The organism is Desulfofundulus thermocisternus DSM 10259 (assembly GCF_000686645.1).
GTDB lineage: Bacteria > Bacillota > Desulfotomaculia > Desulfotomaculales > Desulfovirgulaceae > Desulfofundulus > Desulfofundulus australicus.
Window position 1 is genome coordinate 314,192 of the sequence record NZ_JMLG01000001.1, and the last position, 22,401, is coordinate 336,592.

General features: G+C 59.1%; 21 protein-coding genes and 1 pseudogene. 2 read left to right on the plus strand and 20 right to left on the minus strand.

Annotated elements, in window-relative coordinates; genetic code table 11:
* Positions 1 to 25: 25 nt before the first annotated feature.
* From ccsB to BR83_RS17370, 10 genes and pseudogenes are all read right to left on the minus strand, one after another.
* Positions 26 to 2,614 (minus strand): c-type cytochrome biogenesis protein CcsB, encoded by a 2,589-nt coding sequence (gene ccsB / locus BR83_RS17485; protein WP_278244187.1) that lies wholly within the window; start codon positions 2,612 to 2,614, stop codon positions 26 to 28.
* Positions 2,562 to 2,858: an ATP-binding protein gene (locus tag BR83_RS17815; protein WP_084327028.1), complete on the minus strand. Its 297-nt coding sequence runs from the start codon at positions 2,856 to 2,858 to the stop codon at positions 2,562 to 2,564. The genes ccsB and BR83_RS17815 overlap by 53 nt, the downstream gene beginning before the upstream one ends.
* A pseudogene (locus BR83_RS17820) lies at positions 2,810 to 3,079 on the minus strand (HAMP domain-containing protein); the annotation flags it as partial. The pseudogene BR83_RS17820 and the gene BR83_RS17815, both read right to left, overlap by 49 nt.
* Positions 2,970 to 3,566: a Tll0287-like domain-containing protein gene (locus tag BR83_RS17500; protein WP_027355623.1), complete on the minus strand. Its 597-nt coding sequence runs from the start codon at positions 3,564 to 3,566 to the stop codon at positions 2,970 to 2,972. The pseudogene BR83_RS17820 and the gene BR83_RS17500, both read right to left, overlap by 110 nt.
* Before the next feature lie 16 nt (positions 3,567 to 3,582).
* Positions 3,583 to 4,149: a CBS domain-containing protein gene (locus tag BR83_RS0101690; protein WP_027355624.1), complete on the minus strand. Its 567-nt coding sequence runs from the start codon at positions 4,147 to 4,149 to the stop codon at positions 3,583 to 3,585.
* A gap of 37 nt (positions 4,150 to 4,186) precedes the next feature.
* Positions 4,187 to 4,765 (minus strand): HPP family protein, encoded by a 579-nt coding sequence (locus BR83_RS0101695; protein ID WP_051617723.1) that lies wholly within the window; start codon positions 4,763 to 4,765, stop codon positions 4,187 to 4,189.
* 182 nt (positions 4,766 to 4,947) lie between these two features.
* Positions 4,948 to 5,502 (minus strand): HAD-IC family P-type ATPase, encoded by a 555-nt coding sequence (locus BR83_RS0101700; protein WP_027355626.1) that lies wholly within the window; start codon positions 5,500 to 5,502, stop codon positions 4,948 to 4,950.
* The gene (locus BR83_RS17070) at positions 5,499 to 5,681 is read right to left on the minus strand and encodes a hypothetical protein (RefSeq protein ID WP_157832943.1); all 183 of its coding nucleotides are present in this window, start codon (positions 5,679 to 5,681) and stop codon (positions 5,499 to 5,501) included. Before BR83_RS17070 ends, BR83_RS0101700 begins: the two co-directional genes overlap by 4 nt.
* Entirely contained in the window at positions 5,659 to 6,114 is a 456-nt protein-coding gene (locus BR83_RS17365; protein WP_027355627.1) for an efflux RND transporter periplasmic adaptor subunit, read from the minus strand. Before BR83_RS17365 ends, BR83_RS17070 begins: the two co-directional genes overlap by 23 nt.
* 41 nt (positions 6,115 to 6,155) lie before the next feature.
* Entirely contained in the window at positions 6,156 to 6,416 is a 261-nt protein-coding gene (locus BR83_RS17370; protein ID WP_027355628.1) for a hypothetical protein, read from the minus strand.
* Between the two features lie 260 nt (positions 6,417 to 6,676).
* Here BR83_RS17370 and BR83_RS14755 point away from each other — a divergent pair, with 260 nt between their 5' ends.
* Positions 6,677 to 8,827, plus strand: a complete 2,151-nt coding sequence (locus BR83_RS14755; RefSeq protein ID WP_051617724.1) for a cell division FtsA domain-containing protein — start codon at positions 6,677 to 6,679, stop codon at positions 8,825 to 8,827.
* On the opposite strand, the gene BR83_RS14760 is transcribed toward BR83_RS14755, so the two are convergent.
* The 10 genes from BR83_RS14760 to thrC all read right to left on the minus strand — a co-directional run bounded on the left by BR83_RS14760 (position 8,795) and on the right by thrC (position 19,557).
* On the minus strand, positions 8,795 to 9,661 hold the full coding sequence (locus tag BR83_RS14760; protein ID WP_051617725.1) for a methyl-accepting chemotaxis protein: 867 nt from the start codon (positions 9,659 to 9,661) through the stop codon (positions 8,795 to 8,797). The genes BR83_RS14755 and BR83_RS14760 overlap by 33 nt on opposite strands.
* A gap of 15 nt (positions 9,662 to 9,676) precedes the next feature.
* Entirely contained in the window at positions 9,677 to 10,000 is a 324-nt protein-coding gene (locus BR83_RS16290; RefSeq protein ID WP_051617726.1) for a hypothetical protein, read from the minus strand.
* Between the two features lie 169 nt (positions 10,001 to 10,169).
* Positions 10,170 to 10,622 (minus strand): hypothetical protein, encoded by a 453-nt coding sequence (locus BR83_RS0101730; protein WP_027355629.1) that lies wholly within the window; start codon positions 10,620 to 10,622, stop codon positions 10,170 to 10,172.
* A 3-nt stretch (positions 10,623 to 10,625) separates the two neighbouring features.
* Complete coding sequence (locus BR83_RS0101735; RefSeq protein WP_027355630.1) at positions 10,626 to 11,348, minus strand: NAD(P)/FAD-dependent oxidoreductase; 723 nt, start codon at positions 11,346 to 11,348, stop codon at positions 10,626 to 10,628.
* Positions 11,349 to 11,610: 262 nt separating this feature from the next.
* On the minus strand, positions 11,611 to 12,114 hold the full coding sequence (locus BR83_RS0101745; RefSeq protein WP_027355631.1) for a 4Fe-4S dicluster domain-containing protein: 504 nt from the start codon (positions 12,112 to 12,114) through the stop codon (positions 11,611 to 11,613).
* 12 nt (positions 12,115 to 12,126) lie between these two features.
* The gene (gene cooS, locus BR83_RS0101750; RefSeq protein WP_027355632.1) at positions 12,127 to 13,989 is read right to left on the minus strand and encodes an anaerobic carbon-monoxide dehydrogenase catalytic subunit; all 1,863 of its coding nucleotides are present in this window, start codon (positions 13,987 to 13,989) and stop codon (positions 12,127 to 12,129) included.
* A gap of 54 nt (positions 13,990 to 14,043) precedes the next feature.
* Positions 14,044 to 15,303 carry an NAD(P)/FAD-dependent oxidoreductase gene (locus BR83_RS14765; protein ID WP_242655795.1) on the minus strand — a complete coding sequence of 420 codons (1,260 nt, stop codon included), beginning with the start codon at positions 15,301 to 15,303 and terminating at the stop codon, positions 14,044 to 14,046.
* An 88-nt stretch (positions 15,304 to 15,391) separates the two neighbouring features.
* Positions 15,392 to 16,621, minus strand: a complete 1,230-nt coding sequence (locus BR83_RS0101760; protein WP_456072963.1) for a M24 family metallopeptidase — start codon at positions 16,619 to 16,621, stop codon at positions 15,392 to 15,394.
* A gap of 46 nt (positions 16,622 to 16,667) precedes the next feature.
* A complete protein-coding gene (locus BR83_RS0101765; protein WP_027355634.1) occupies positions 16,668 to 17,906 on the minus strand; it encodes an HD-GYP domain-containing protein in 1,239 nt (412 codons plus the stop codon).
* A gap of 151 nt (positions 17,907 to 18,057) precedes the next feature.
* A complete protein-coding gene (gene thrC, locus BR83_RS0101770) occupies positions 18,058 to 19,557 on the minus strand; it encodes a threonine synthase (RefSeq protein WP_027355635.1) in 1,500 nt (499 codons plus the stop codon).
* Positions 19,558 to 19,759: 202 nt separating this feature from the next.
* Between thrC and glgP the strand changes: the two genes are divergently transcribed.
* Entirely contained in the window at positions 19,760 to 22,369 is a 2,610-nt protein-coding gene (gene glgP / locus BR83_RS0101775) for an alpha-glucan family phosphorylase (RefSeq protein ID WP_027355636.1), read from the plus strand.
* Positions 22,370 to 22,401 lie beyond the last annotated feature (32 nt).

Genomic DNA, 22,401 nt, shown 5'->3' on the forward strand with positions numbered 1-22,401 from the left:
AGCTCCCCCGTAATGGGGGAGCTGCTTATTTCGTCCCGTCAAAGGTAAATTCCAGGTTTTGTTCCGGCCTGTAGGGAACCTCCTTGGTACCCCGCTTAGCGTACCTTGATAACTCCAGGTCAAATTTATCCGGCACTTCCACCCCCGCTTTCACCAGGGCTTCCCGGGCTTTCATCAGGGCCTGGTCGGCGTAGTAAAGACCGTCGCCCAGGACGCGCAGGGCTTCTTCCGGGTTATGGAAGCCCATGCTGTTTTCGGCGCCTATAAAGGTCACCCGGTAGTAGGCCTTTTCATAAAACCGCTTGGCCTGGTCCAGGAGCTGCCGGTCCACACCGGAAGTTTTATTGGCCAGTTCTATGGCCTTGGCCGCCTGGGCGGCAGCATTGCCGGCCCGGGTATACAAGTTGTTTACCCTGTCCTGAATCAATATTACCTGCTCCCGCAGCCACTGCGGATCCTGGTTATGGCACTGGGTGCAGGCCCTCATATTATCCTTCAGCGGGCTCTGCACGTGGTGGGAAGAAATCTTGCTGTTGCCTACCCGCTCGTAGGGCATGTGACAATCGGCGCAGGCCACCCCTGCCCGCCAGTGCACGCTGCCGTTGGAATAAAGTTCAAACTCGGGGTGGCGGATGTGCCCCAGCTTGATGCCGGTGGGGTTATTCTTCCATTCCAAATTGGCCGGGTCGGATTTAATAACACTTTCAATATCTTCAATGGTGATCTTGCCCCATTCAGACTCCTGCCAGGGTAGGAAGAGGCCCGTGGATTTCATGTTCTTATCTTTGGGAATGACATAGGTGTTGTGGCACTGGGCGCAAACCAGGGTGCGCTTTTCCTGCCTGGTCAAGCTCGCCGGATCTTTCCCCAGGGCCTTTAATGCATCATCCATAAACCAGCGGCTTAACTTCAAATCCATACTGGCCGGGTCATGGCAATCGATGCAGGACAACCCCAGCTCCGCATGATTTTCCGGGATCATGGCGTGCACCCGGTCATAAGGCTCCTGGAAGTAAGCCAGGCCCATTTGCTCCTTCAATTGCGGCGCATAGGGGGACTTGCAGGAAAGGCATACCCCCCCTGCCTTGCGCCGGGACGGATCCACATCCAGCTGGTCCTTGAGCATGTAGACGTGGCCCCGGGGTTCGTTAAATTCCACCCCCATGCCCCAGCCGTCCAGCAATACCAGCTGGAACGGATATTCACTTAATTTATCCCTGGGCTCCGAGCCCTTATAAAAACCGGCCACCGCCAGGTAGGCTGCCGGCCGGCCCCGCCAGCCCAGAACAAACCGGGCGTGAAGGTAGGCGGCGTATACCAGCCAGGTTATCAGGGACCAGGTTTCCTTGGGGTCCCAGCTCCAGTAAGCACCCCAGGCATACTGGGCCCAGATGGCTCCGGTGATAATCAACAATGTTTGGAAAGGCAACCCGACAACCACTGCCCGGTATATCAGCCGGTCCAGGAACTCCCGATCCGGCAGGTGCCGGCGCAGGCCGGCAAGCAGGGGAGAATCCCCGCTGGCAATGAGGTAAAGCACCGCCCCGGCAAAGGAGAGGGCAAAAGCACTGTAGGCTACAATGGCTGTCAGAACATGATAGGTCAGCCATTTGCTGCGCAGGGCCGGCATCAGGTCGCCGGTCTCCCGGGGCAGCAGGGATATCAGGGCAATCACCAGGAAGCCTATCAGGGCCGCAAACACCCCCAGCCCTCTAACTCTTATTTTCAATTGCAGCAGCAGGTAACCCAGCATGATCCCCCAGGCAAAGCACAACCCGTACTCGTAAAGGTTGGCCAGGGGCAGCCTGCCGGTAACGGCAATCCGGGCACCCAGGGCAGCGGTATTGCTCAACAAGCCCAGCCAGGCCAAAGCCGTAGCCCAGCGGGCAGCGGCGGGCCTGTCCGTCCAGAAGTCGGCCAGATAAAGAACTGCTGCCCCCAGGTAGGCTCCGAAGGTAACTTTAAAGGCTAGCATTTCCCGGCCATTGTTTATGATGGTCACCCTGCTCACCCAGTTGTCAATGGCCCCGCTAGCATCGTAAAGGGTGGTAAAGTCATCCAGCCTGATGGTAAAGCGGTCCACTCCGGTAGACTGGTGGGAACCCGTGACCACTTCCGCCTGCTCGCCCACGGGAAGGACCACTCGGGTTTCCGACCGGGCCACTCCCCCCCAGGCAAAGCCGGCCACCACTAACACCAGGGAGATGTGCAGCCCGAAGCTGAACCAGGGGCCCGCACTTCCCCGGCTGGCGTAGAGCCAGGTGGTGGCACCTTCATGAAATTTGCGTATGGAAAAACGGCGCCGGCGGAAAAAATCCGCCAGAAGATCTTCTACCGGTTTATCCCCGGCCCGCAGGGTGAAGCGGTGAACCAGGGGTAACTGTTCCAGGTTGCTTTTTTTGATCTGTTGCGGGGAAGGAAAAGTAGTTGATTTTAACATGTGCAGCCGGTTGAATGAACAGGCAAGAAGATTCACGCATAAAAGGGCGAAAAGCAGGCGAAACAGAAAGGAGAAGTTACTCCCGACGCAAAACCGGAAAGTGATGGTTTGTCGTCCGGCCTTAAGTGCTAACCGGATCCGAAACAAAACCCTTGCCGGCAGGGATAACCCCACCCTGCGGTATCCGGGTTAAGGGAAGGTAAATGGTAAAGGTACTGCCCTCTCCCGGCTTGCTGGCGGCACTGATGTATCCTCCGTGCAGTTCCACCAGTTCCCTGGCCAGGGACAGTCCCAGGCCGGAACCACCGTATTTATGTGTCCTGGAATTGGCGGCCTGGTAAATATGGACGTAAGGGGTGTACGCATTTCGTGGCTCATCCCGGCCAGGAAGCGGGATTTCATTTCGCTGGCCCGGGATAGCTCCTGGTTGGCTTTCTCCAGCTCCTGCCGCTGCCGCTCAAGGAGTTCATTGGCCTCCTGCAGCTGGGCCGTACGCTCGCGGACCTTTTGCTCCAGACCGGCACACAGATCATGCAACTGCCGGGCCATCCATTGAAACCGGGCGGCCAGCTGGCCGATCTCCGTACCGTTCCCCAGGCTGGGTAACGTAACATCGAGTTCCCCTTCCCCCAGGCGCACGGCCGTGGCACTGCAGGCAGGATTCCTCCACCCGCAGGGGTACCATATACCGGAAAACCCTTTCCCCATTAAGCTCATCAAAGCCGTAATACTCTGTTAATAAGGGATTTTCAGCCAGCACTCTCAGCCCTTTTACTTCAAAAGCATCGGGAGCATTCCCGGGACTGCGGGGATTAAGGCGTGTTTGCTTGATCTGGTAACCGGTGGACCGGTTGAATATCTCCCCCACACCCCGCCCCACCGCCGCCGGGTTAAGGCCCTTGAATTCAAAATGGCCCCGGGAATCGTAATTGATGCGGTCCTGGTTGCGGGCGATAAATTCCCGGGTGGCCAGAAGCTGGCCGGTAATCACCTGCGACTTTTCCTTTAACTCCTGCAGGATCTGATTTTTCTGCTCGTAATAATCCAGCCCAAGGTTTATGCCGGTAATTAAAAGCAGGATTGCGGTGATCCGGATCATAAACTTCCGGCTCAAACTACCCCGCATAATCATCCCACCCGCATCATTTCAGGAAATGCAGGATGTCCTTGCGGGCAACGATGCCCACCACCCTGTTGTCCCCATCCACCACGGGAATTCTCCCGTAACCGTATTTGATCATTAAACGTACAGCCTTCTGAATGGGGTCGTCCGGGTGAACGGTGACCACCCTCTCAATCATAATTTCCCCGATAGTACGCCCGGACTTCGGTAATTTTTTGCGCCTGAGCAGGTGCAGGAGAGAACCACCGGCGGGAACCGCGGAAAACTGGAAAATAAGATCCGACTCGGTAACGATCCCCACCAGTCCGCCCTCCCGGTCAACCACCGGGAGGCAGTGAATATTCTTTTCCAGCAGAATACGGGCCGCCTCTTCAATGGTTGTGTCCGGAAAACACGTGGTCACCGGCACGGTCATTATTTCCCCAATCCACTGTTTGCCCTCAAAAGTGCTCTGGCGTTTTTCCGCCTGCTCCAGGGTCAGGCCGATGAGGGCCAGCAAATCTTCCGGGGTAATATCCATCACCTTCCCCGTTTGCCGCAGGGCGGCTTCCACATCCTCCAGGATAACCACCGGCCTGTTGCTCATTTTTGCCACCCCTCTCATTTTGGTTAATCAATCATATTTAAAACCAGTATTTCGGGTATTTTCTTTCCGGCAGCAGGTTGTTGGTGATTAGCCCCACCAGCACCAGGATAACGGCGCCCAGGGCTATAGGCGTAAGTATGTACAGGGGTGAAGCTCCCGCCAGCACTGCTCCCAGAGCAGTGGCACCTCCCGGCGGGTGAGCGGTTCTGGTAATGAGCATGAGCAACACGGCCAGGGAGGCGGCCAGCGCCGCGGACCACCAGGTCAGGCCGCAGAGGGCGTAAACCGTTACGCCGCATATGGCCGAAATAATATGCCCGCCAATGACATTCCGGGGCTGGGCCAGAGGGGCATCGGGCAAACCATAGATCAGCAGGGCCGACGCCCCGAAGGAGGGCACAATCAGGGGCATATGGTAAACCAGGGACAGGGCGGCCACCACCCCGATACCGGAAAAGGCACCAAACCAGGAAACGAGAAGCTCTTTCCATGAAGGGACGGACTGGGGAACGGTACGCCTGCCGCCGCGCATTTTGCGCAAATAAACAACTATATACGGCAGCTCCACATCCCGTTTTTCCATGCCGGGTGAAGGGTACGAACTTATACTCACCATAACCAGCTCCCAGGTTTAAAGTAATGATTACATTTCTAGTTTACCACACCTCTTAACCGGAACAATGATCTACGTCACTGTTAAATAATGACGGGCCCAACATACCACATCCCAATACTGAAAACCAGATCCCCCCGAAACGGGGTGGTAAGGCAACGCAATGGCTCCTTTTCTTAGGGTCTTCACCCGCTCCGGTAACCCATGAGTCGCATGGCATTCAGGATGACCAGCAATACGCTGGCTTCGTGAATCAACATGCCGGAGGCCAGCACCACTTTTTTGCCCAGGACGCCCAGCAACAGGACACCCACCACCAGAATGACAAAGGTGACGTTCTGCTGGATATTTTTCAGGGTCTGCTGGCTGAGGCCGATGGCATAGGGCAGTTTATCCAGGCGGTCGGACATGAGGACAATATCCGCCGTCTCCATGGCCACATCGGTACCCGCCGCACCCATAGCTATGCCCACGTCGGCAGCCGCCAGGGCCGGGACGTCATTGATCCCGTCCCCCACCATGGCCACCACCAGGCCCTCCTGCTTCAAACGGCGGATAGTTTCCACTTTCCCTTCCGGCAAAACCTCCGCCCGGTATTCGTCGATCCCCAGTTCCCGGGCTACGGCCCGGGCCACCCGCTGGTTGTCACCGGTAAACATGACTACCCTGCGTACCCCGGCAGCTTTTAACCGGGCCACCAGGCCCCTTGCTTCTTCCCTGATCTCGTCGGCAATGCTCACCGCCCCCCGAATTTCCAGGCCGATGCGGCCACCCGGTGGCCGGCCAGGAGAGCAGCCAGCACCATCAACCCGCCGGACACCGCCGGCCAGCCCAGGCGGCCGGCCAGATGCCCCAGCAGGATAAGCAGCCCGGAACCCAGAGTGATTAAAAGCTGGTCATGGGCCCGCAACGTCTTCAAACGCTCGAGACGAAACAGGCCACCACCGGGAGCAGCGGTGGCGGCCCTTTCCCCCTGCGTCGCTTTGGCCGACTACAAAGGAAACCTCCACGCTCATCCCCGGCCTGACTCCGGGAGAAGAAACCGGCACCTCCACGATGGTGCTGCGGGTGAGGGGGTCTTCTGCCGGGTAAATCCGGGAAACCTGCGAGGTGGTTTCCCGCCCCCCGGGATAGCACAGCGTTGCTTTTTGCCCTGCTGCTCCGGCGGCCAGCAACTCCAGCCCGCGTTTGTAATTGGCCGCGGCCTTTTCCAGATTGGTCCGGCTGACGGAAAGGGCGCCCTCGGCCTGTTCCAGAACCGCTCTGGCCTGGTCCACCGACGCTGCCGCCTGGTTTAAGCGTTCTTTTAATTCTTCATCGTTTAAAACTACCAGAACCTGGCCCCTGGTCACCCTGTCTCCTTCTTTAACCGTAAGCGTTCGAATTTCCGCCATTACTTTGGAAGCCAGGTCGCCCGGTGGGCGGATTCAATGGTCCCCGTATAGCTCAGACTCTCCGTGATGGTACCGGTGATAACCGGCACCGTCTCCACCGGCACGCCCGCCGCCTGTGCCGGTGGCGGCAGCTGGCGCAGGGCCATAATCTTTGTGCCTGCCACCAGGCCAAGGGCTGCCAGGATAACAACCAGCAGAACCGCTTTGACCTGTCTTTTAACGGTGGAAAAGATCTTTAGAAAGTTCAGCGGAAGATTCACGGCTTAAGCCCCCTTAACTCACGCTTAACGTGTACAGCGATTACCCATCATCATCCCTGGATCGCCTCAGCTTTTTAGCAACAAAAGGTAAGCAAGTAATCACCGCCATTATGCACCTTTTCCTGACCGGCAGCAGTGAACAAGATCACAGCCAGCCCGGACAGTTCCTGAACAACAGGCTGCCGGGGCAGGAACCTTCCCCGACGGGGTAGAAGTAATAAGAGCAGTTCTATTTCCAGTGAAACGGGAAGGTATGCAGCATGGGTATGAAAGCTACTCCCGATAACACCATTTTTGCCCTGGACATCGGTACCCGCACGGTAATCGGGCTGGTGGCCATCCCCGAGGACGGCCGGCTCAGGCTGGTGGCGCAACGGCTGGTGGAGCACCAGCGGCGAACCATGCTGGACGGCCAGATCCACGATATCCCCGGAGTCGCCCGGGCAGTAAAAACAGTGAAGGAAGAGCTGGAAGGGGAACTGGGTTTTCCCCTGCGCCAGGTGGCCATTGCCGCCGCGGGGCGCTCCCTGATCACCCGCTCCTGCCACATTGAGCAGGAAACCGGCGGTCGGGAAATCGGCTGGCCGGAAGTAAACGCCCTGGAGCTGGCAGCCATCCAGCAGGCTCACCGGGAGCTGGAGGCAGACCCGAACCTGCACGCCGGGGAGTTCGCCTGCGTGGGCTACAGTATCCTTTCCTACTACCTGGATGGTTACCCCATCTCCAGCCTGATCGGTCACCGGGGCAAAACCATTGGTGCCGATGTGCTGGCCACCTTCCTGCCTGACTCGGTGGTCAACAGCCTCTATGCCGTACTCCAGCGGGTGGAACTGGAGCCCCTGAGCCTTACTCTGGAACCCATTGCCGCCATCGAAGCGGCTATTCCCGAAAACTACCGCCTGTTAAACCTGGCCCTGGTGGATATTGGAGCCGGAACCTCCGACATCGCCATCACCAGGGACGGCGCTATCGCCGCCTACGGCATGGTCCCCGTAGCCGGAGACGAAATCACCGAAGAAATTGTCCAGAGCTGCCTGGTGGACTTTGATACCGCCGAACGCATGAAAAGGGAACTGGTCCGGGGCAGTGATATCCACTATACAGACATTGTGGGCCTGGAAAGCACCATTTCCTGCCAGGAGCTGCTGGACCGAATTGACCCGGCCCTGGAACGGCTGGCCCGGGAAATCAGCGCCCAGATCCTGGCCCAGAACGGGGGGCGACCGCCGCGCTCGGTCTTTTGCGTGGGCGGCGGCAGCCAGGTTCCCGGCCTGACGGAAAAGATTGCCCGGGAGCTGGAGCTGGATAAAAAAAGGGTGGTCCTGCGGGACCGGCGCAGCATAGGTCAGGTGCTGGCAGTGGAGGGGGAGGACCGGATCCCCGGGCCGGAGGGGGTGACGGTGGCGGGCATTGCTCTGGTTGCTTTACGCAAACTGGGTCATGATTTCATCCACATCATAGTGAACGGGGTGGAGCACCGGCTCTTCAACGCCCGGGAATTTACCGTGGGAAATGTGCTGGCCCTCACCGGTTTCAATCCCCGCCTGCTCATCGGGCACAACGGAAAAAACCTGGCCTTTACCTTGAACGGCAGGCGCCAGGTCATTTTCGGCGGGCTCTCCCGGCCGGCCAGGATACTGGTAAATGATCGCGAAGCCAACATGCAGACCCGGGTGTCCCACGGGGACCGGATTGTGGTTCATCCGGCCGTAAACGGCGCGGACGCCCGGGCCACAGCGGGCGACCTCCTGCCACCCGGGGAAACCATCACCGTATACGTCAGCGACAGGCCGGTAAAAATGGCCGCCTGCTGCCTTATCAACGGACAGGCCGCCGAACCATCCCGGGAAATCCCCCCGGACAGTGAGGTGGAAATCTGCGCCGCAAAACCCCTCGGGGAGTGGCTGGCGGAGGAACTGGGCGTCCCCGCGGCGGAGCTGGGGAGATATGAGGTGCTGGTAAACGGCCGGGCTGTTTCCCCCGATTACCGGCTGCACGACGGGGACAGGGTGGACTGCCGTCACCGGGAGGAGGACCGCCGCCGGCCGCCGGCTGACCCGGCAACGTTTAAGCCGGGGCCAGGGGCCCCGGCTGCTGGAGAATCCCGGAATAACCAGGACGCCGCAGAGACATTAGCCACGGATCCGGAAACAACGGGGGAAATATCCGGCCCGGCACCCGCCCGCGGCATCACCGTGATGGTAAACGGCAGAGCCGTCACCCTCACGGGGCGTTCCAGCTATATTTTCATCGATATCTTCAACTACATAGACCTGGATCTCGGGGGGCTCAAACCGCCCGTCTCCCTGACCCTCAACGGAAAAGAAGCATCTTTCACCGACGAACTGCACGATGGGGATATCATTGAAATCGGCACTTCAAACCGTAAAGCGGGCAGCCATGGCCTTTAACTTCTCGGCCATGCCGGAAAGGGTGGCGATGCTGCTGGCGGTTTCCTGCAGCAGGGCGCTTTGCTCTTCGGTGGAGGCGGCGATATTTTGTACCGCCTCCGACACCTGCCGGGAAGCCGTCGCTACATCGGCCACCTGGGAATCCACTTCCTGCACCGCACTTAAAATTTCCTTAAAGGCGGTGCCGGCCTCCTCAACCACCGCCAGGCCCCGGTCCGCCTCCCGGGCCGATCCTTCCATCAGGGCAGTAACCTCGCTGATCTCTTCCCGGATGGCGGACACCAGGTTGCCTATTTCCTCGGCTGAAGAGGCCGATCTCTCTGCCAGCTTGCGCACCTCTTCGGCCACCACGGCAAAGCCCCGGCCGTGCTCCCCGGCCCGGGCAGCTTCAATGGCCGCGTTCAGGGCCAGCAGGTTGGTCTGGTCGGCAATGTTCCGGATGATGTCCAGTATTTCTCCAATCTGCTCGGACATGCGGGCGAAACGCTCCACCCGCTCCACCGCCTGGCGGGTAATGTCGTGCATGGCCTGGATCTGGCGGCTGACCTCATCCATTTTCCGGCCGCCGTCTGCGGCCAGGGAAGCAGCCCGGCGGGCCGTTCGGGCCACCGTCTCCGCCCGCCCGGCCACTTCCTCCACGCTGGCGGAAATCTGAACCGCCGCGCTGGCCGTTTCCGTGGCCCCCTGGGAGATCTGCTCCGTGGCGCCGGAAAGCTGCTCGGCCAGTTCCGACGCCTGCCGGGCCTCTTCCGCCAGTTCCCCGATCAGCCCGGCCAGGTTCTTCCGCATCTGCTCAAAAGAGTTGATTAATTGCCCGATTTCGTCTTTTTTCACTATGCCACCCCGCCTTTAAGATTCCCGGCTGCAGAACGGGTTACCCTCATCTCTCAGGTCACCGCCGGCCACCCGCCCGGCCATAACAGCCAGATTCTTCAGAGGCATGGCCAGCACCATGCGGGTAATGAGGAAATTAATCTCGCCCAGAAGCAATCCGGCCAGTATGCAGGCCCCCCAGAACGACGGCCGGAAGACCATTTCGGAGGACAATCCCAGGGCCACCACGAAGAAGGGAAATACCGCCCCGGTAAGCACTCCCATTATCATCATGGAAAAAAAGAGGACGCGGGACAGGTTACCCCCGGCAGCCAGCCGGCATAGCACTTTTCCTAACATAGAAAGCACCTCTAATAAATGTCATCGTTAATTTCCTGCATTTTCTTTATAGCTTCCCTGTTTTTTCAATCATCCCGGCAATTCCTTTAGCCGAATCTGCCGACTGCCGGGCCAGCTTTTGCACCGCTGGTTACCATATCTTTTCCTCACTTTACCTTAAATCAGTTTCTCAACTGCCTGCTTTCTGCAGCTCCCGGGCCAGCAGGGAGGCCAGCCGGGGGTGCTGCTCCTTGACCCGGGCCAGGTAAAGGAAAGTACTGCCCGGATAATCAATGGTTTCCTGCAGCAAAGCGCTTTCCAGGGCCGTACGCACCAGGGCGACCACGCAATCGGGGGAATGGTTGTCGCGACACTGCCGGCACTGGCGGCAGGTCTCGGCAATGGCCCCGGCCACCTGTTCCGGGTAGTAGGGCTTAAAATCCTGAGCGGGAAGAAGCCTGGAGGCTCCGGGAATATCCAGGAGCTTCTTCTGTGCAGCAAAGCTTAATACTTTGCGGGCAAACCCCACCAGGCACTGGGACGGATTGCAACCGGGGGAATTATACAGGTCACAGCCCTGGCAGATACGGTCAAGCTGTGTTTCCAAAGCCGCCAGGTTTATTTCTTCCACCTTAACCGCCATCTTTTAATTGCCACCTCCCCCACCCTGCAAAAACCTGGCAAATTCAGACGCCTCCTCTTCCGGTGCCGCCAGCAGCTCCGCGGGAGGCTGGAACTGGTTTTCTCCAACCCGGGCCAGGGTTTGACAGAGGCGCTCATGGGGCTGGGCCAGGTTACGGTAGCGTTCCAGCACAAAATCCAGCAATTGCATTACCTGCCCGGCCGTGACTTTGCGGGCAAGGGGAACACCGTGGACCGGCTTGACCGTACTTCCCCGCCCGCCGATGAAAACGTCAAACCGGTTCTGACCCGAAGCCCGGGCCCCAAAATCGGCACACTGGGGTTCCGTACAGCCCCGGGGGCACCCCGCCACGGCAATTTTAAAATCCTTGGGCACTTCCTGCCCCACGCATTTCTCCTGAATCGCAATCCCCAGACCAAGGGCATCGGCAATGGCCCGCGGGCAAAGATCCTGGTTTCCCGGGCAGGCTTTCACCGGCCGCACCACCTTGCCGAAGGGGGCCACCTTCAAACCCAGCGGCTCCAGGGCGGCCACCAGCTTCTCCACATTTTCCTCCGGCAGCAGAACCACCACCGTCTGGCGGGCGGTCATCTTCAGCCGGAACACATTATTTTCCCGGGCTGCCTGGCCCAGGCCAGCCCATTGTTCCGGAGTCATCACGCCGCAAGCGGCCATGATGTCCACCGCGATCAAACCGTTTCTCTGCTTGAAATACCCTTCACCCATTGGGGGAACACAACCTCCTTTTTATCAATTGATTGGATGGAATACTGCTGTCATACCCGCCACAACCTGCTCCTTTTTGTCCAGCGGGTACCTGATTAATGATATTTGCCAGAGCCAGGAATATTCCTTCTTAGAAATAATATTTTTTCTTATTACTAATAAGGTGGCCCCACCCTGATTGATATTTAAACTTTAAAGCCGGGCCGGTGCTAAACCGGGCCCGGCTTTAAAGGCGACAGAGCCCCGCTCCACATACTGGGAGCTATAGATTGCTCAAAGCGCGGTTCAGGACATCCAGACGCCGCTTATCACTGTATTCGTCCACCTCGTCGTAGACCAGAGCCCCGGTGGGGCAGGCCCGGACACAGGCCGGCACCCCTTTTTCGTCCCGGCACTCCCGGTCGCACTTCAGGGCCAGAGTGCCGTCGGCGTCACTGCGGATGACGCCGTAGGGGCAGACCATGACGCACATCCAGCAGGCGGTGCACTGCTGGTCGCCGCCTACATTGGTCACGGTACCGTCCTCCTGCCGGTGCATGGCCCCGGCAATGCAGGCGTCGATGCAGGGGGCGTCCTGGCAGTGGCGGCAGTTCAGGGGGGCTTTGTGCCCACCCGCCTGGTGGATGAAAATGCGGGCGCGGGGCCTTTCACCGTTCAACACGGCGCCCAGGAGGCTGCCGGCACCGGAGTGGGCCACGGCACAGGCCAGCTGGCAGGAGCGGCAGCCCAGGCAGCGGTCGTAACGGATTAAAACTTCTTTCGGCATCCTGCCCACCCCCTAAATGCCCATAGCGGCCCGTTTATCATCAATATGCGCGATGACTAACTCAGCTGCCTTGAAGGGGTCTGTTTCCACCGCAAAATAGCCGCCTACCAGATCTTTCGCCTGCCTGGTGAGCAGATCCACCACCACGTTGCTCCCCAAAACGGGAGGTACCGTGCCCAGAACGGTGAAAATCCCGGAAGCAACCACATAGGCGCCGATGCTTACCGCCTTTTCCGACATCCACTCGGGCGCCGCCCCGGCCACCGGCAGGTCGGCAATGTCCACGCCAAGTTCTCTGGCCAGCGCTGCAGCAACTGTCAGAATCCGGCTGATGTCCACACAGGAACCCATGTGCAAAACAGGAGGCAGGCCGAGCGCCCGGCAAACTTCCGCCAGGCCCGCGCCGGCCAGTTCCGCCGCCTCCGGCAGGAGCAGCCCTGCCTTGGCGCTGGCAATGGCTGCGCAACCCGTTTCCACCACCAGCACATCCCGGGCAATCAGGGCCTTTGCCAGGTTCACGTGGCTGTGGTCCTGGGTAACTTTCGGGTTATTGCAGCCCACCAGAGCGGCAATTCCCCTGATCTTTTTGTTTTTCACCGCCTCGATGAGGGGGTCGAGGGTGCCGCCCAGGGCGTTCAAAAGGGCCTCCACACTGAAACCGGCCACGTATTCAGCGGTCTCCTCAGGAATATAGACACGGTTTTGGTCCCGGTTGGGATAATTTTCAATGGCCTGAAGGATAATCTTCCGGGCGGTTTCCAGGGCGTTGTGTTCATCTAATGGTATATGAAGGGCGCCCGGGAACTTTGCCTTGGGCGAGGTGGAAATAAACTTCGTATGGTAGCAGGCAGCCAGCTGGCCGAGGGCGGGCATGATGCACTGCACGTCCACCACCACCGCCTCCAGGGCACCGGTAATTATTGCCAGCTCCTGCTGAAGGAAATTGCCGGCCACAGGAACACCGTGGCGCATGAGAATTTCGTTGCCGGTACAACACATCCCCACCAGGTTGATGCCGCTGGCTCCTTTAGCCCGGGCCGCGGAAATTAGATCCAGATCTTTTGCCGCCGCCACCAGCATCTCCGACAGTACGGGCTCGTGGCCGTGTACGAGAATATTCACTGCCTCTTTACTAAGGACGCCCAGGTTGCTCCTGCCCCTCACCGGGCGGGGAGTGCCGAATAAAACGTCGGAAAACTCCGTGGCCAGCAATGAGCCGCCCCAGCCGTCGGAAAGGCTGCAGCGCAGGCCGTGCAAAATTAGGTTGGCCGGGTCGTTGTCCACGCCAAAATGGGTGCGGTGCATGGCTTCCACCACTTCCCGGTCAATCCCGCGGGGGGTGATGCCCAGTTTTTCCCATATCTCCTTCCGCTTCACGGGAACCCGGTTTATGCCCTGCAGGTAGCCTTTCCTGGTACCGAACTCCTCCAGCGCCGCTTCTGCCAGTTTTTTAGCTATGACCTGAACCGTCTCACCTTCGGTGGACAGGCCAAACTCCCGGGCCAGGGCCATGAGTTTACTCTCATCCTTAATGGTATAGTCCCTGATCTCCCCGGCGGCAACACCTCGAAGGGTTTCGACAATGTCCCGGCCGTGGTCCGAGTGAGCAGCCGCTCCGGCGGCAATCATCCTCAACAGGTTTCGCGCCACAATAATGTCGCCGGTGGCTCCACAAACTCCCTTCTGCGGGCCATCACCAAAGGGATCGATGCGGCACGGGCCCATATTGCAGTTCCGGCAGCAAAGCCCCAGTTCCCCAAAACCGCACTGGGGCTGCTGGGCCAGGTAACGGTCCCAGGCGGTTTCCAGGCCTTCATCACGGGCAACTTTAAGCATCTGCAGGGAAGCCGGATCGATGGAACGGGTATCCTTCATGGCATACCTCTCCTTTCGCAAAATTCGAAAATTTCCCGGATAAATTGATGGCCCTTACTCATACGAATTGTGAGCACCTTTATCCCTTTTAAAAAGCAAATCCAGAGCTACGCTCCCCACCCGGCCCTCCAGCAACTGCCGGCGGTAAGCCCAGGCCGGGCGGCCCGATTTCACCAGCGCCGTGTAGACCCCTGCGCCATCCACCCTTCCGGCCAGGATGAAGCCCGCCAGGCGCCCCCCGCTAAAGACCAGCCGCCGGTAGGTACGGCTCAGGGGATCATAATGGGCCAGCACCTCCTCGCCTTCCAGGTTCCCCACCGAGACCACGTCCACCCCCCCAAAGCGGGCGCTGTTCAGCCTGGTGAGAGGAGCCGGATAGGGACGGGCCATGCCCAGCATATTGGCCGCCGCGTAACGCCCCTGCTCAAAAGCCAGCGTCCACAGGGCCGAATTGACCTTTTGCCCGGTTAACCGGTCGGTTACCTGGATACAATCCCCCGCCGCATAAATATCCTCCAGGGAAGTGCGCATGTTGCCATCTACCACAATACCCTGCCCCACCTTACCGCCGGCCTTCTCCACCAGGCCGCTGTTGGGGCGCACACCCTTGGCCACTACGGCCAGCCCCGCGGGCAGTTCCCGGCCGTCTTCCAGTTCCACCCCCGTCAGGCGGCCTTTTGGCCCGGCAGCAAAGGCCTTTACCCGGGCGTTATAGATAAAATCGATACCCGCATTGATCAATTCCCGCTCCACCATGGCCGCCGCCCTTTCATCCAGTTGCCGGATGAGCAACCGCGGGCTGGTGACCACCACGGTGACCCGCCCCAGGCCTGCCTGCCTCAAGGCCAGAGCCGCCTTCAACCCCACCAGCCCGCCGCCCACCACCACCGCCCCGGAAACCCGTGGGACCAGGGCGGACAGCCGCCGGGCATCACGCAGGGTGCGCAGGGTACACACCCCTTCCAGTTCAGTCCCCGGCACGGCCGGGAGCACCGGGCTGGCCCCGGTGGCCACCAGCAGGCGGTCATAGGCCAACTCCCGGCCATCCTGCAAAACCAGTCTTTTTTCCCGGGGCCGTACCTCCACTGCCGCTACCCCGGCTAGCAGTTCCACCTCCAGCCGCCGGTAAAACTCCGCCGGCCGCAAGTTGATGGAATTTTCTGTACGTTTCCCCGCCACCAAATCCGGCAGCAGGCAGCGGGAATAGGCCCCCGCAGGCTCATCGCTTACCACCGTAATGCGGTGCCGGTAACCGCCCAGGCGGCGCAGGGTCTCCACGGCTGCCACTCCCGCCGCGCTGTTGCCGATAATCACAAAGCGCAATTAACCACCCCCTTATCCAGGATAAAATTACCATTTACCGCGAGGCTTTAGCATACCCCGCTCTCAACCTGACCTCAACCTAAACAATTACCACTTCATCCGGGAACCTGGTTAATCTCTCCAGCTCCCGCTCCCGGACCACAAAGGTATTCTCAATACCCACCGCCCCCCGGCCCGGAAAGATAAATTTGGGCTCTATAGCCAGCACCATACCCGCCTGCAGCTTATCCTTCGCCCCCCGGGCCAGCACGGGCAACTCGTTCAATTCCAGACCGATGCCGTGGCCCACAAAACGCACCTGCTCACCGCAGCCCATGAAGTGTTCCGCCAGGCCGGCAGCGGTGGCCATTTCCAGGGCCAGGTCGTATAGCTCCCCGCATGTTACTCCCGGCCGGGCCGCCGCCACCAGGGCATTCTGAATGTTTATCGCCGTCTCATGGGCTCTGAGCAGGTCTTCGGGCAGGTACCCCAGGGCAAAAACCCGGGTCATGTCCACCTGGTAGCCGCTGGCCACCCCTACGTAATCCACCATCACCGGTTCGCCGGGAGCAAGGCGGTGCCTGCCCACACCAAAGGGGAAGGCCGGTGTGAAGCCGGGCCCGCCCAGGGGGCTGTCAAAATAACTGGGCACCCCGCCGCTGGGCCCCGCCAGGAGACAGCCCCAGAAGAACTCCTGGTTGAATCCCCGCACCCGGATCAGGCCCATATGGCCGGCGCAACGGGCTGCCGCCTCCAGGCGGGCGGCCAGCTCAAGCTCGTCCATTCCCTCCCGGAGCATTTCCGGAATCCGGGCAAAGACACCGTCCATCATGGCCGCAGACTCTTTTAAAAGGCCGATCTCGTATGCCGACTTTACAGCCCGCAGTTCCCTGATCTGGAACGAGCAATCGACAATCCGGCCGGGGAAAATTTTTTCGTAACGGCGAAACAGGTTGACCGGCAGCACGTCCAGTTCCATGCCCAGCACCTCAGGTACCGCCAGGCCACGGGCGGCCAGAAGCCCGGGGATTTCTTCCGGCCTGCGCAGGGGCACCACTTCCGCCGGGATTAAAGCAGGATCAACGCGCTGGATGCTCCGGCGGATCATGAAAAGGGCACGACCCCGGGCCGGGATATAAAGGTGGGCATTCTGGGTGGTACCGCAAAAATAAACCAGATCCGCTCCCTGCAGGAGCAGGGCGCCATCCATGCCCTGTGCACGCAAAACCTCCTGAAAACGCTTTACCCTGGTTTCCAGCTCCGCCAGGGGAGGATAAGACATAATTTCCACCTTCCTTTTCAAGAGAAAAATCTCCGGCCGGTTATCCATTTTCCTGAAAAACACCTGAGAATTACCGCGTTTATCACGCCCATCTTTATCCCAGGGCACAGTGGTCCCCGGCAGTGACCAGGTCACCCCATATTTCTTCCAGCTCCCGCCGGCTGTTAATAAGCACCCCCGCCACATCCCCGTCCAGCATACCCTGCCCGGCCTGCCGGGCAATAATACGCTCTATCTCCGGCCAGGCCATGCCGGACCGGTACGGGCGGTCCTCCTTCAGAGCCGTAAAGATATCACTTACCGCCATAATCCTGGCCCCCGGGCACAACTGGGAACCGGACAGCCGGAAAGGATATCCCTGGCCATTTATTTTTTCGTGGTGGAAGGCCGCCCAGCGGGCCACCGGCAGCTGGTTATCGAAGGGCTTGAGCAGCCAGTAAGTATAGTAAGTATGCTGCTTGACGCGGTTAAATTCCTTTTCGGTTAAGCGCCCGGGTTTCTCCAGAATATCCTCCGGGACGGTCAACTTGCCCAGGTCATGCAGCAGGCCCGCCACCTCCATCAACAGGCAATCCTCGTCGGACATCCCCATGCGCCAGGCCAGGTAGCGGGCCACCGCAGCCACCCCCCGGGAATGGCGGTGGGTGAAAGGGCTCTTGGCGTCGATGACCCGGGCAAAAAGCCGGGCTATGGAAATGAGATCGGCAAGGTCAATGGTGGAAGCGTGCTCCCCCACCAGTTCCAGCAGGTTTTCGGTCAGGCAGGGAGCGGTAATATCCAGCCAGAAGCTTTCCGCCCTGGCCAGCTGCATAAAAATATCCACCAGGTCGGGATCAAAAACTTTTCCCGAAAGCAATTGAATCTGCCTGATAATGGTTTCTCTTTGATCCAGGATGTATTCCCGGTCGTTCAGCAAGACATCCAGCCGGTCGGCCAGGTGAATGATCCGGGCCGCCAGGGGGATGCCGGCCTTTATATTCCCGGAAGGATTTCCCCCCTGCCAGCGGTCGTGGTGGGAAAGGATAATTTCAGCGGCAGGTGATAAAACAGCTACATCGGAAACAAACCGGTAACCCCGGTGGCAGTGATCCCAGGGTTGCTGCACGTCGAAAACTTCCAGGGCATCCTTTTCGGGCCAGGTAACCGCCCCGGCATCGTGAATGATGGCCGCTTTAAAAAGGTCAAAACGTTCATCCCCGGACATTCCCGCCGCTTCACCCAGACGCAGGGCTATCAGGGCCACCCGCTGGTGATGGCGCAGCAAGCCCCGGCGGGTAAAATCCAGGGCCAGGGACAGGTTGACGAGCAGGCGGGCCAGGTCTATGACGGGCATACCCGGTTCCTCCCCACTGGTTGATTAATACACCCGCTGCAACCCCGGGGAACGGCTCGACCGCCGGCCGGCCGGATTGCCAGCGCCGGCGAAGACCTGCTCCTGTTGGAGCGCCGGTTTGCAGCAGACAAAACTTGCCGGCAACTTGCGTTTACCGGGTTAAAAGTTCCTGCACCACCCGTTTCATCTCCCCCGGCGCCACAATGAGGGTGTGGCGCACCGGTTTTTTATCCAGGTCCTTCAGCCCCCCGGGTACGGGCATCCCGGTAACCCGGGACAGGATTTCCAGCAGTTCAAATTCCCCTTTCCCCCGTACCGCCTCTTCCCCCAGGATGGCCGCAGCCACGCTTTGATTGAACTTGAAGGGACTGGCCGTGGAGACAAGCACCGTCTTACGGGTATCCCCGGTGGCCTCTAAATAACGTTCGTAAACATACATACCCACAGCGGTATGGGTGTCCATCAGGTAACCATATTTCCGGTAAATCCGGCGGATGGTCTCCATGGTTGCCGGGTCACCGGCAAAGTCGGACCAGAAGACGGACTGGATCTTTTCCAGGGTTTCCCCATCCACCCGGTAGCTCCCTTTTTCCTGCAGCTCCTCCATCCACCCCCGCACCCGCACGGCATCACCACCGGTAACATCATAAAGAAGGCGTTCCAGATTGCTGGAGATGAGAATATCCATGGACGGGGAGATGGTCCGGTAAAATTCCCTGGTGCGGTCGTAGATGCCCGTACGGATAAAGTCCGTCAGCACATTGTTGCGGTTGGACGCGCAAATAAGACGCCCCACCGGTAACCCCATCCTCCGGGCATAATAGGCGGCCAGGATGTTGCCGAAGTTGCCCGTGGGCACCACAAAATTCACGGTTTCACCGGGCCTGATCTCTCCCCGGGCCAGCAAATCCGCATAGGCGGAAAAATAATAAACTACCTGGGGCACCAGCCGCCCCCAGTTTATGGAATTTGCGGAAGAGAAGCGGTAACCCTGGCGGTCGATGGCCTCAATTACGACTGGATCGGTAAATATTGCCTTCACCCCGCTCTGGGTCTGGTCGAAATTGCCATCCACCGCCACCACATGGACATTGCCGCCCTCCTGGGTGACCATTTGCAGGCGCTGCACCTCACTGACACCCCGGGCCGGGAAAAAGACAATGATGCGGGTGCCGGGCACATCCCGGAACCCCTCCAGGGCGGCCTTGCCCGTATCACCGGAAGTGGCCACCAGGATGGCTATTTCCCGGTCTTCTCCCACCTTCCCTGCCGCCCGGGGCAAAAGCCGGGGTAACAATTGCAGGGCCATATCTTTAAAGGCGCAGGTGGGGCCGTGCCACAGTTCCAGCACGTAAAGGGGTCCATCCAGTTTTTCCAGCGGGGCAACTTCCGGTACGTCAAATTTGGCCGCACCATACGCACCCTCAACACAATCCCCGATCTCGCCGGGGGTAAAGTCCGTCAGGAACATCTGCAGAATCCGAACCGCCCGCTGCTGGTAAGAAATGCCGGCCATCAGAGCCAGCTCACCGGGGTTTACAAAGACTTCCTCTGCGGGCACAAACAATCCCCCGTCGGGAGCGATGCCCAGCCTGATGGCTCCGGCGGCTGTAACCGGTTCACTATTCCCTCTGGTACTCCGGTATAGCATGATCGCAACTCCTCGGCTATAAATTAATACCCCTAATTATTAGCTATAGCTGCTCCAAAATCCTGCCCCTTAACGGGAGCATAAAAGGATGATTACTTAAAATTTGCCAGGGAAAAGGAAAATTTCTACCCGTGAGGAATACAATACCTGTATCTCAGCGGGCGAAACCGGCTGGGACCAAAATTTTCAGGAGGCTAAAAATATGTATTTTATCCGTACCGTTACGGTGGCCCCCAGGTTGCCGGAAAAAATCTCCCGCCTGGATGAGCTGGCCCGCAACCTCTGGTTCAGCTGGAATCCCCGGGCCCAGGAACTCTTCCGGCGCATCAACAGTTCCCTCTGGGAGGAAGTAAAACACAACCCCGTCTGTTTCCTGCTCAACGTCAGCCAGGAACAGCTGGAAAAAGTAGCCAAAAGCGAATCTTACCTCCTGCTCTACAGCCAGGTAATGGAAGAACTGGACCGATATTTATCTGCTCCAACCTGGTTCAGTCACCATTACCCCGGTCATGAGCATCACGTCATCGCCTACTTTTCCGCGGAGTTTGGTATTCACGAATCCCACCCCACCTATTCCGGGGGGCTGGGATTGCTGGCCGGTGACCACTGCAAGTCGGCCAGCGACCTGGGCCTGCCTTTCGTGGGAGTTGGCCTGCTCTATAAAAGCGGCTATTTCACCCAGCGCATCAACCGGGAAGGCTGGCAGGAAGCCCATTACCCCCGCTTGAATTTTTACCAGATGCCCATCACCCCCGTTACCAACCCCGACGGCAGCCCGCTTTATGTTCCCGTAGAACTACCCGGCCGGACCGTCTACCTGAAAATATGGCAGGTACGGGTGGGGCGGGTACACGTTTACCTCCTGGATGCCGATGTGACCGCCAATAACATGGCCGACAGGGCCTTAACCGGCCAGCTCTATGGCGGCGACCGGGAAACGCGCATATGCCAGGAGATCCTGCTGGGCATCGGGGGCGTTCGGGTACTGCGGGCCCTGGGCATCCACCCCCTGGCCTGGCACATCAACGAAGGCCACGCTGCCTTCCTGCTCGTGGAAAGGATCCGGGAGCTGGTCCAGGCGGGAGTGCCGCTTAAGGCCGCTGTGGAAGCGGTCCGTGCGGGCACCCTTTTCACCACCCATACTCCCGTTCCGGCCGGACATGATGTGTTCAGCGCCGAAATGATCGATAAGTATTTCAGTCACCTGTATAATCAGCTGGGTATGACCCGGGAAGATTTCCTGGCCCTCGGATGGGATGAAGAGCAAAAGGTATTCAACATGACCCTCCTGGCCCTGCGCCTTTCCAGCTACTGCAACGGGGTCAGCCGGCTGCACGGCCAGGTGACCAGGCGCATGTTCCGCCGCTTTTACCCCGGCATACCCATGGAGGAGATACCCATTTCCTCCATCACCAACGGCGTGCACATCAACAGCTGGCTTGCCCCGGAGCTGCAGGAACTGTTTGACCGCTACCTGGAAGACGGCTGGCGGCAGAACTGCTGCCACCGGCAGACCTGGGAACGGGTTACGGCTATCCCGGCCGAAGAACTGTGGGAGGTACACTGCCGGCTGAAAGCAAAAATGATCCGCATCGCCCGGGATAATTTGCGCGGCCAGCGCCTGCGCAACCAGGAACCGGCCTTGAGGGTCCGGGAAATAGAGCAATATCTGGACCCCGGAATATTGACCATCGGCTTTGCCCGCCGGTTTGCCACCTATAAGAGGGCCAATCTGCTCCTGCGGGACAAGGAGCGCCTGGCCCGGCTGGTAACCCACCCGCAGCATCCCGTGCAGTTTATCTTTGCGGGCAAGGCCCACCCGGCAGACCGCCTGGGACAGGAACTGATCAAGCAAATTTACGAGCTGGCCAACCAGGAACCCTTTAAAGGACGGGTGGTCCTCCTGGAAGACTACGATATAGCCCTGGCCCGGTCTTTACTGCAGGGCGTGGATGTGTGGCTGAACACTCCCCGCCGGCCCCTGGAAGCCAGCGGTACCAGCGGCCAGAAAGCAGCCTTAAACGGGGTGATCCACTGCAGTGTTCTTGACGGCTGGTGGCCCGAGGCCTACGATGGGGAAAACGGCTTTGCCGTGGGAGAAGCAAGAGAATACCACGATGACGAAACCCAGGACCGGGACGATGCCCACTCCCTCTTTGCCCTCCTTGAAGAAACCATCATTCCCATGTATTACGACCGGGACCAGAAGGGAATTCCCCGGGCCTGGATCGAGCTGATGAAACGGTCCCTGCAAACCATCCCGCCCTTTTTTAACACCGAGCGGATGGTGAAAGAATACTGCCAGCAGTACTATGTACCGGCCATGGAGCGAAACCTGCACCTCAGCCGCAACGGCTGCGAAAAAGCACGGCATTTAGCCGCTTTTAAAGAAAGGCTCAGGGAAAACTGGTCCCTGGTGCATATCGAATCCGTAAAGGCCGGGGAAACCCGGGCTCTGGGCGTGGGCGAACCGCTGCCCGTTGAGGCCGTGGTACGGCTGGGCCCCCTTACCCCGGAAGAAGTCATGGTGGAGATAGTATACGGCAGGGTGGATGATAAATGCCCCGAAAGCTTTGAACATATGCCAGGAGCCTTCTGCCTGATTGATTCCCATTCCAACGGGCAGTTGAGCAACATAAACAGGACACCCATGACCGTGGCGGAGCAAACATCCACAGGGGCATACCTTTACCGGGGCAACCTCATCCTGCCCCAGGGCACCATAGGTTTTACTGTCAGGGTCCGCCCGGCCAGCGACGGCTTTGCCCATATTTTCGAGCTACCCCTGGTTGCCTGGGCCCCGCAATTTTAACCCGCAATTTTAAAAAGCAGGAAAAAGAAAAA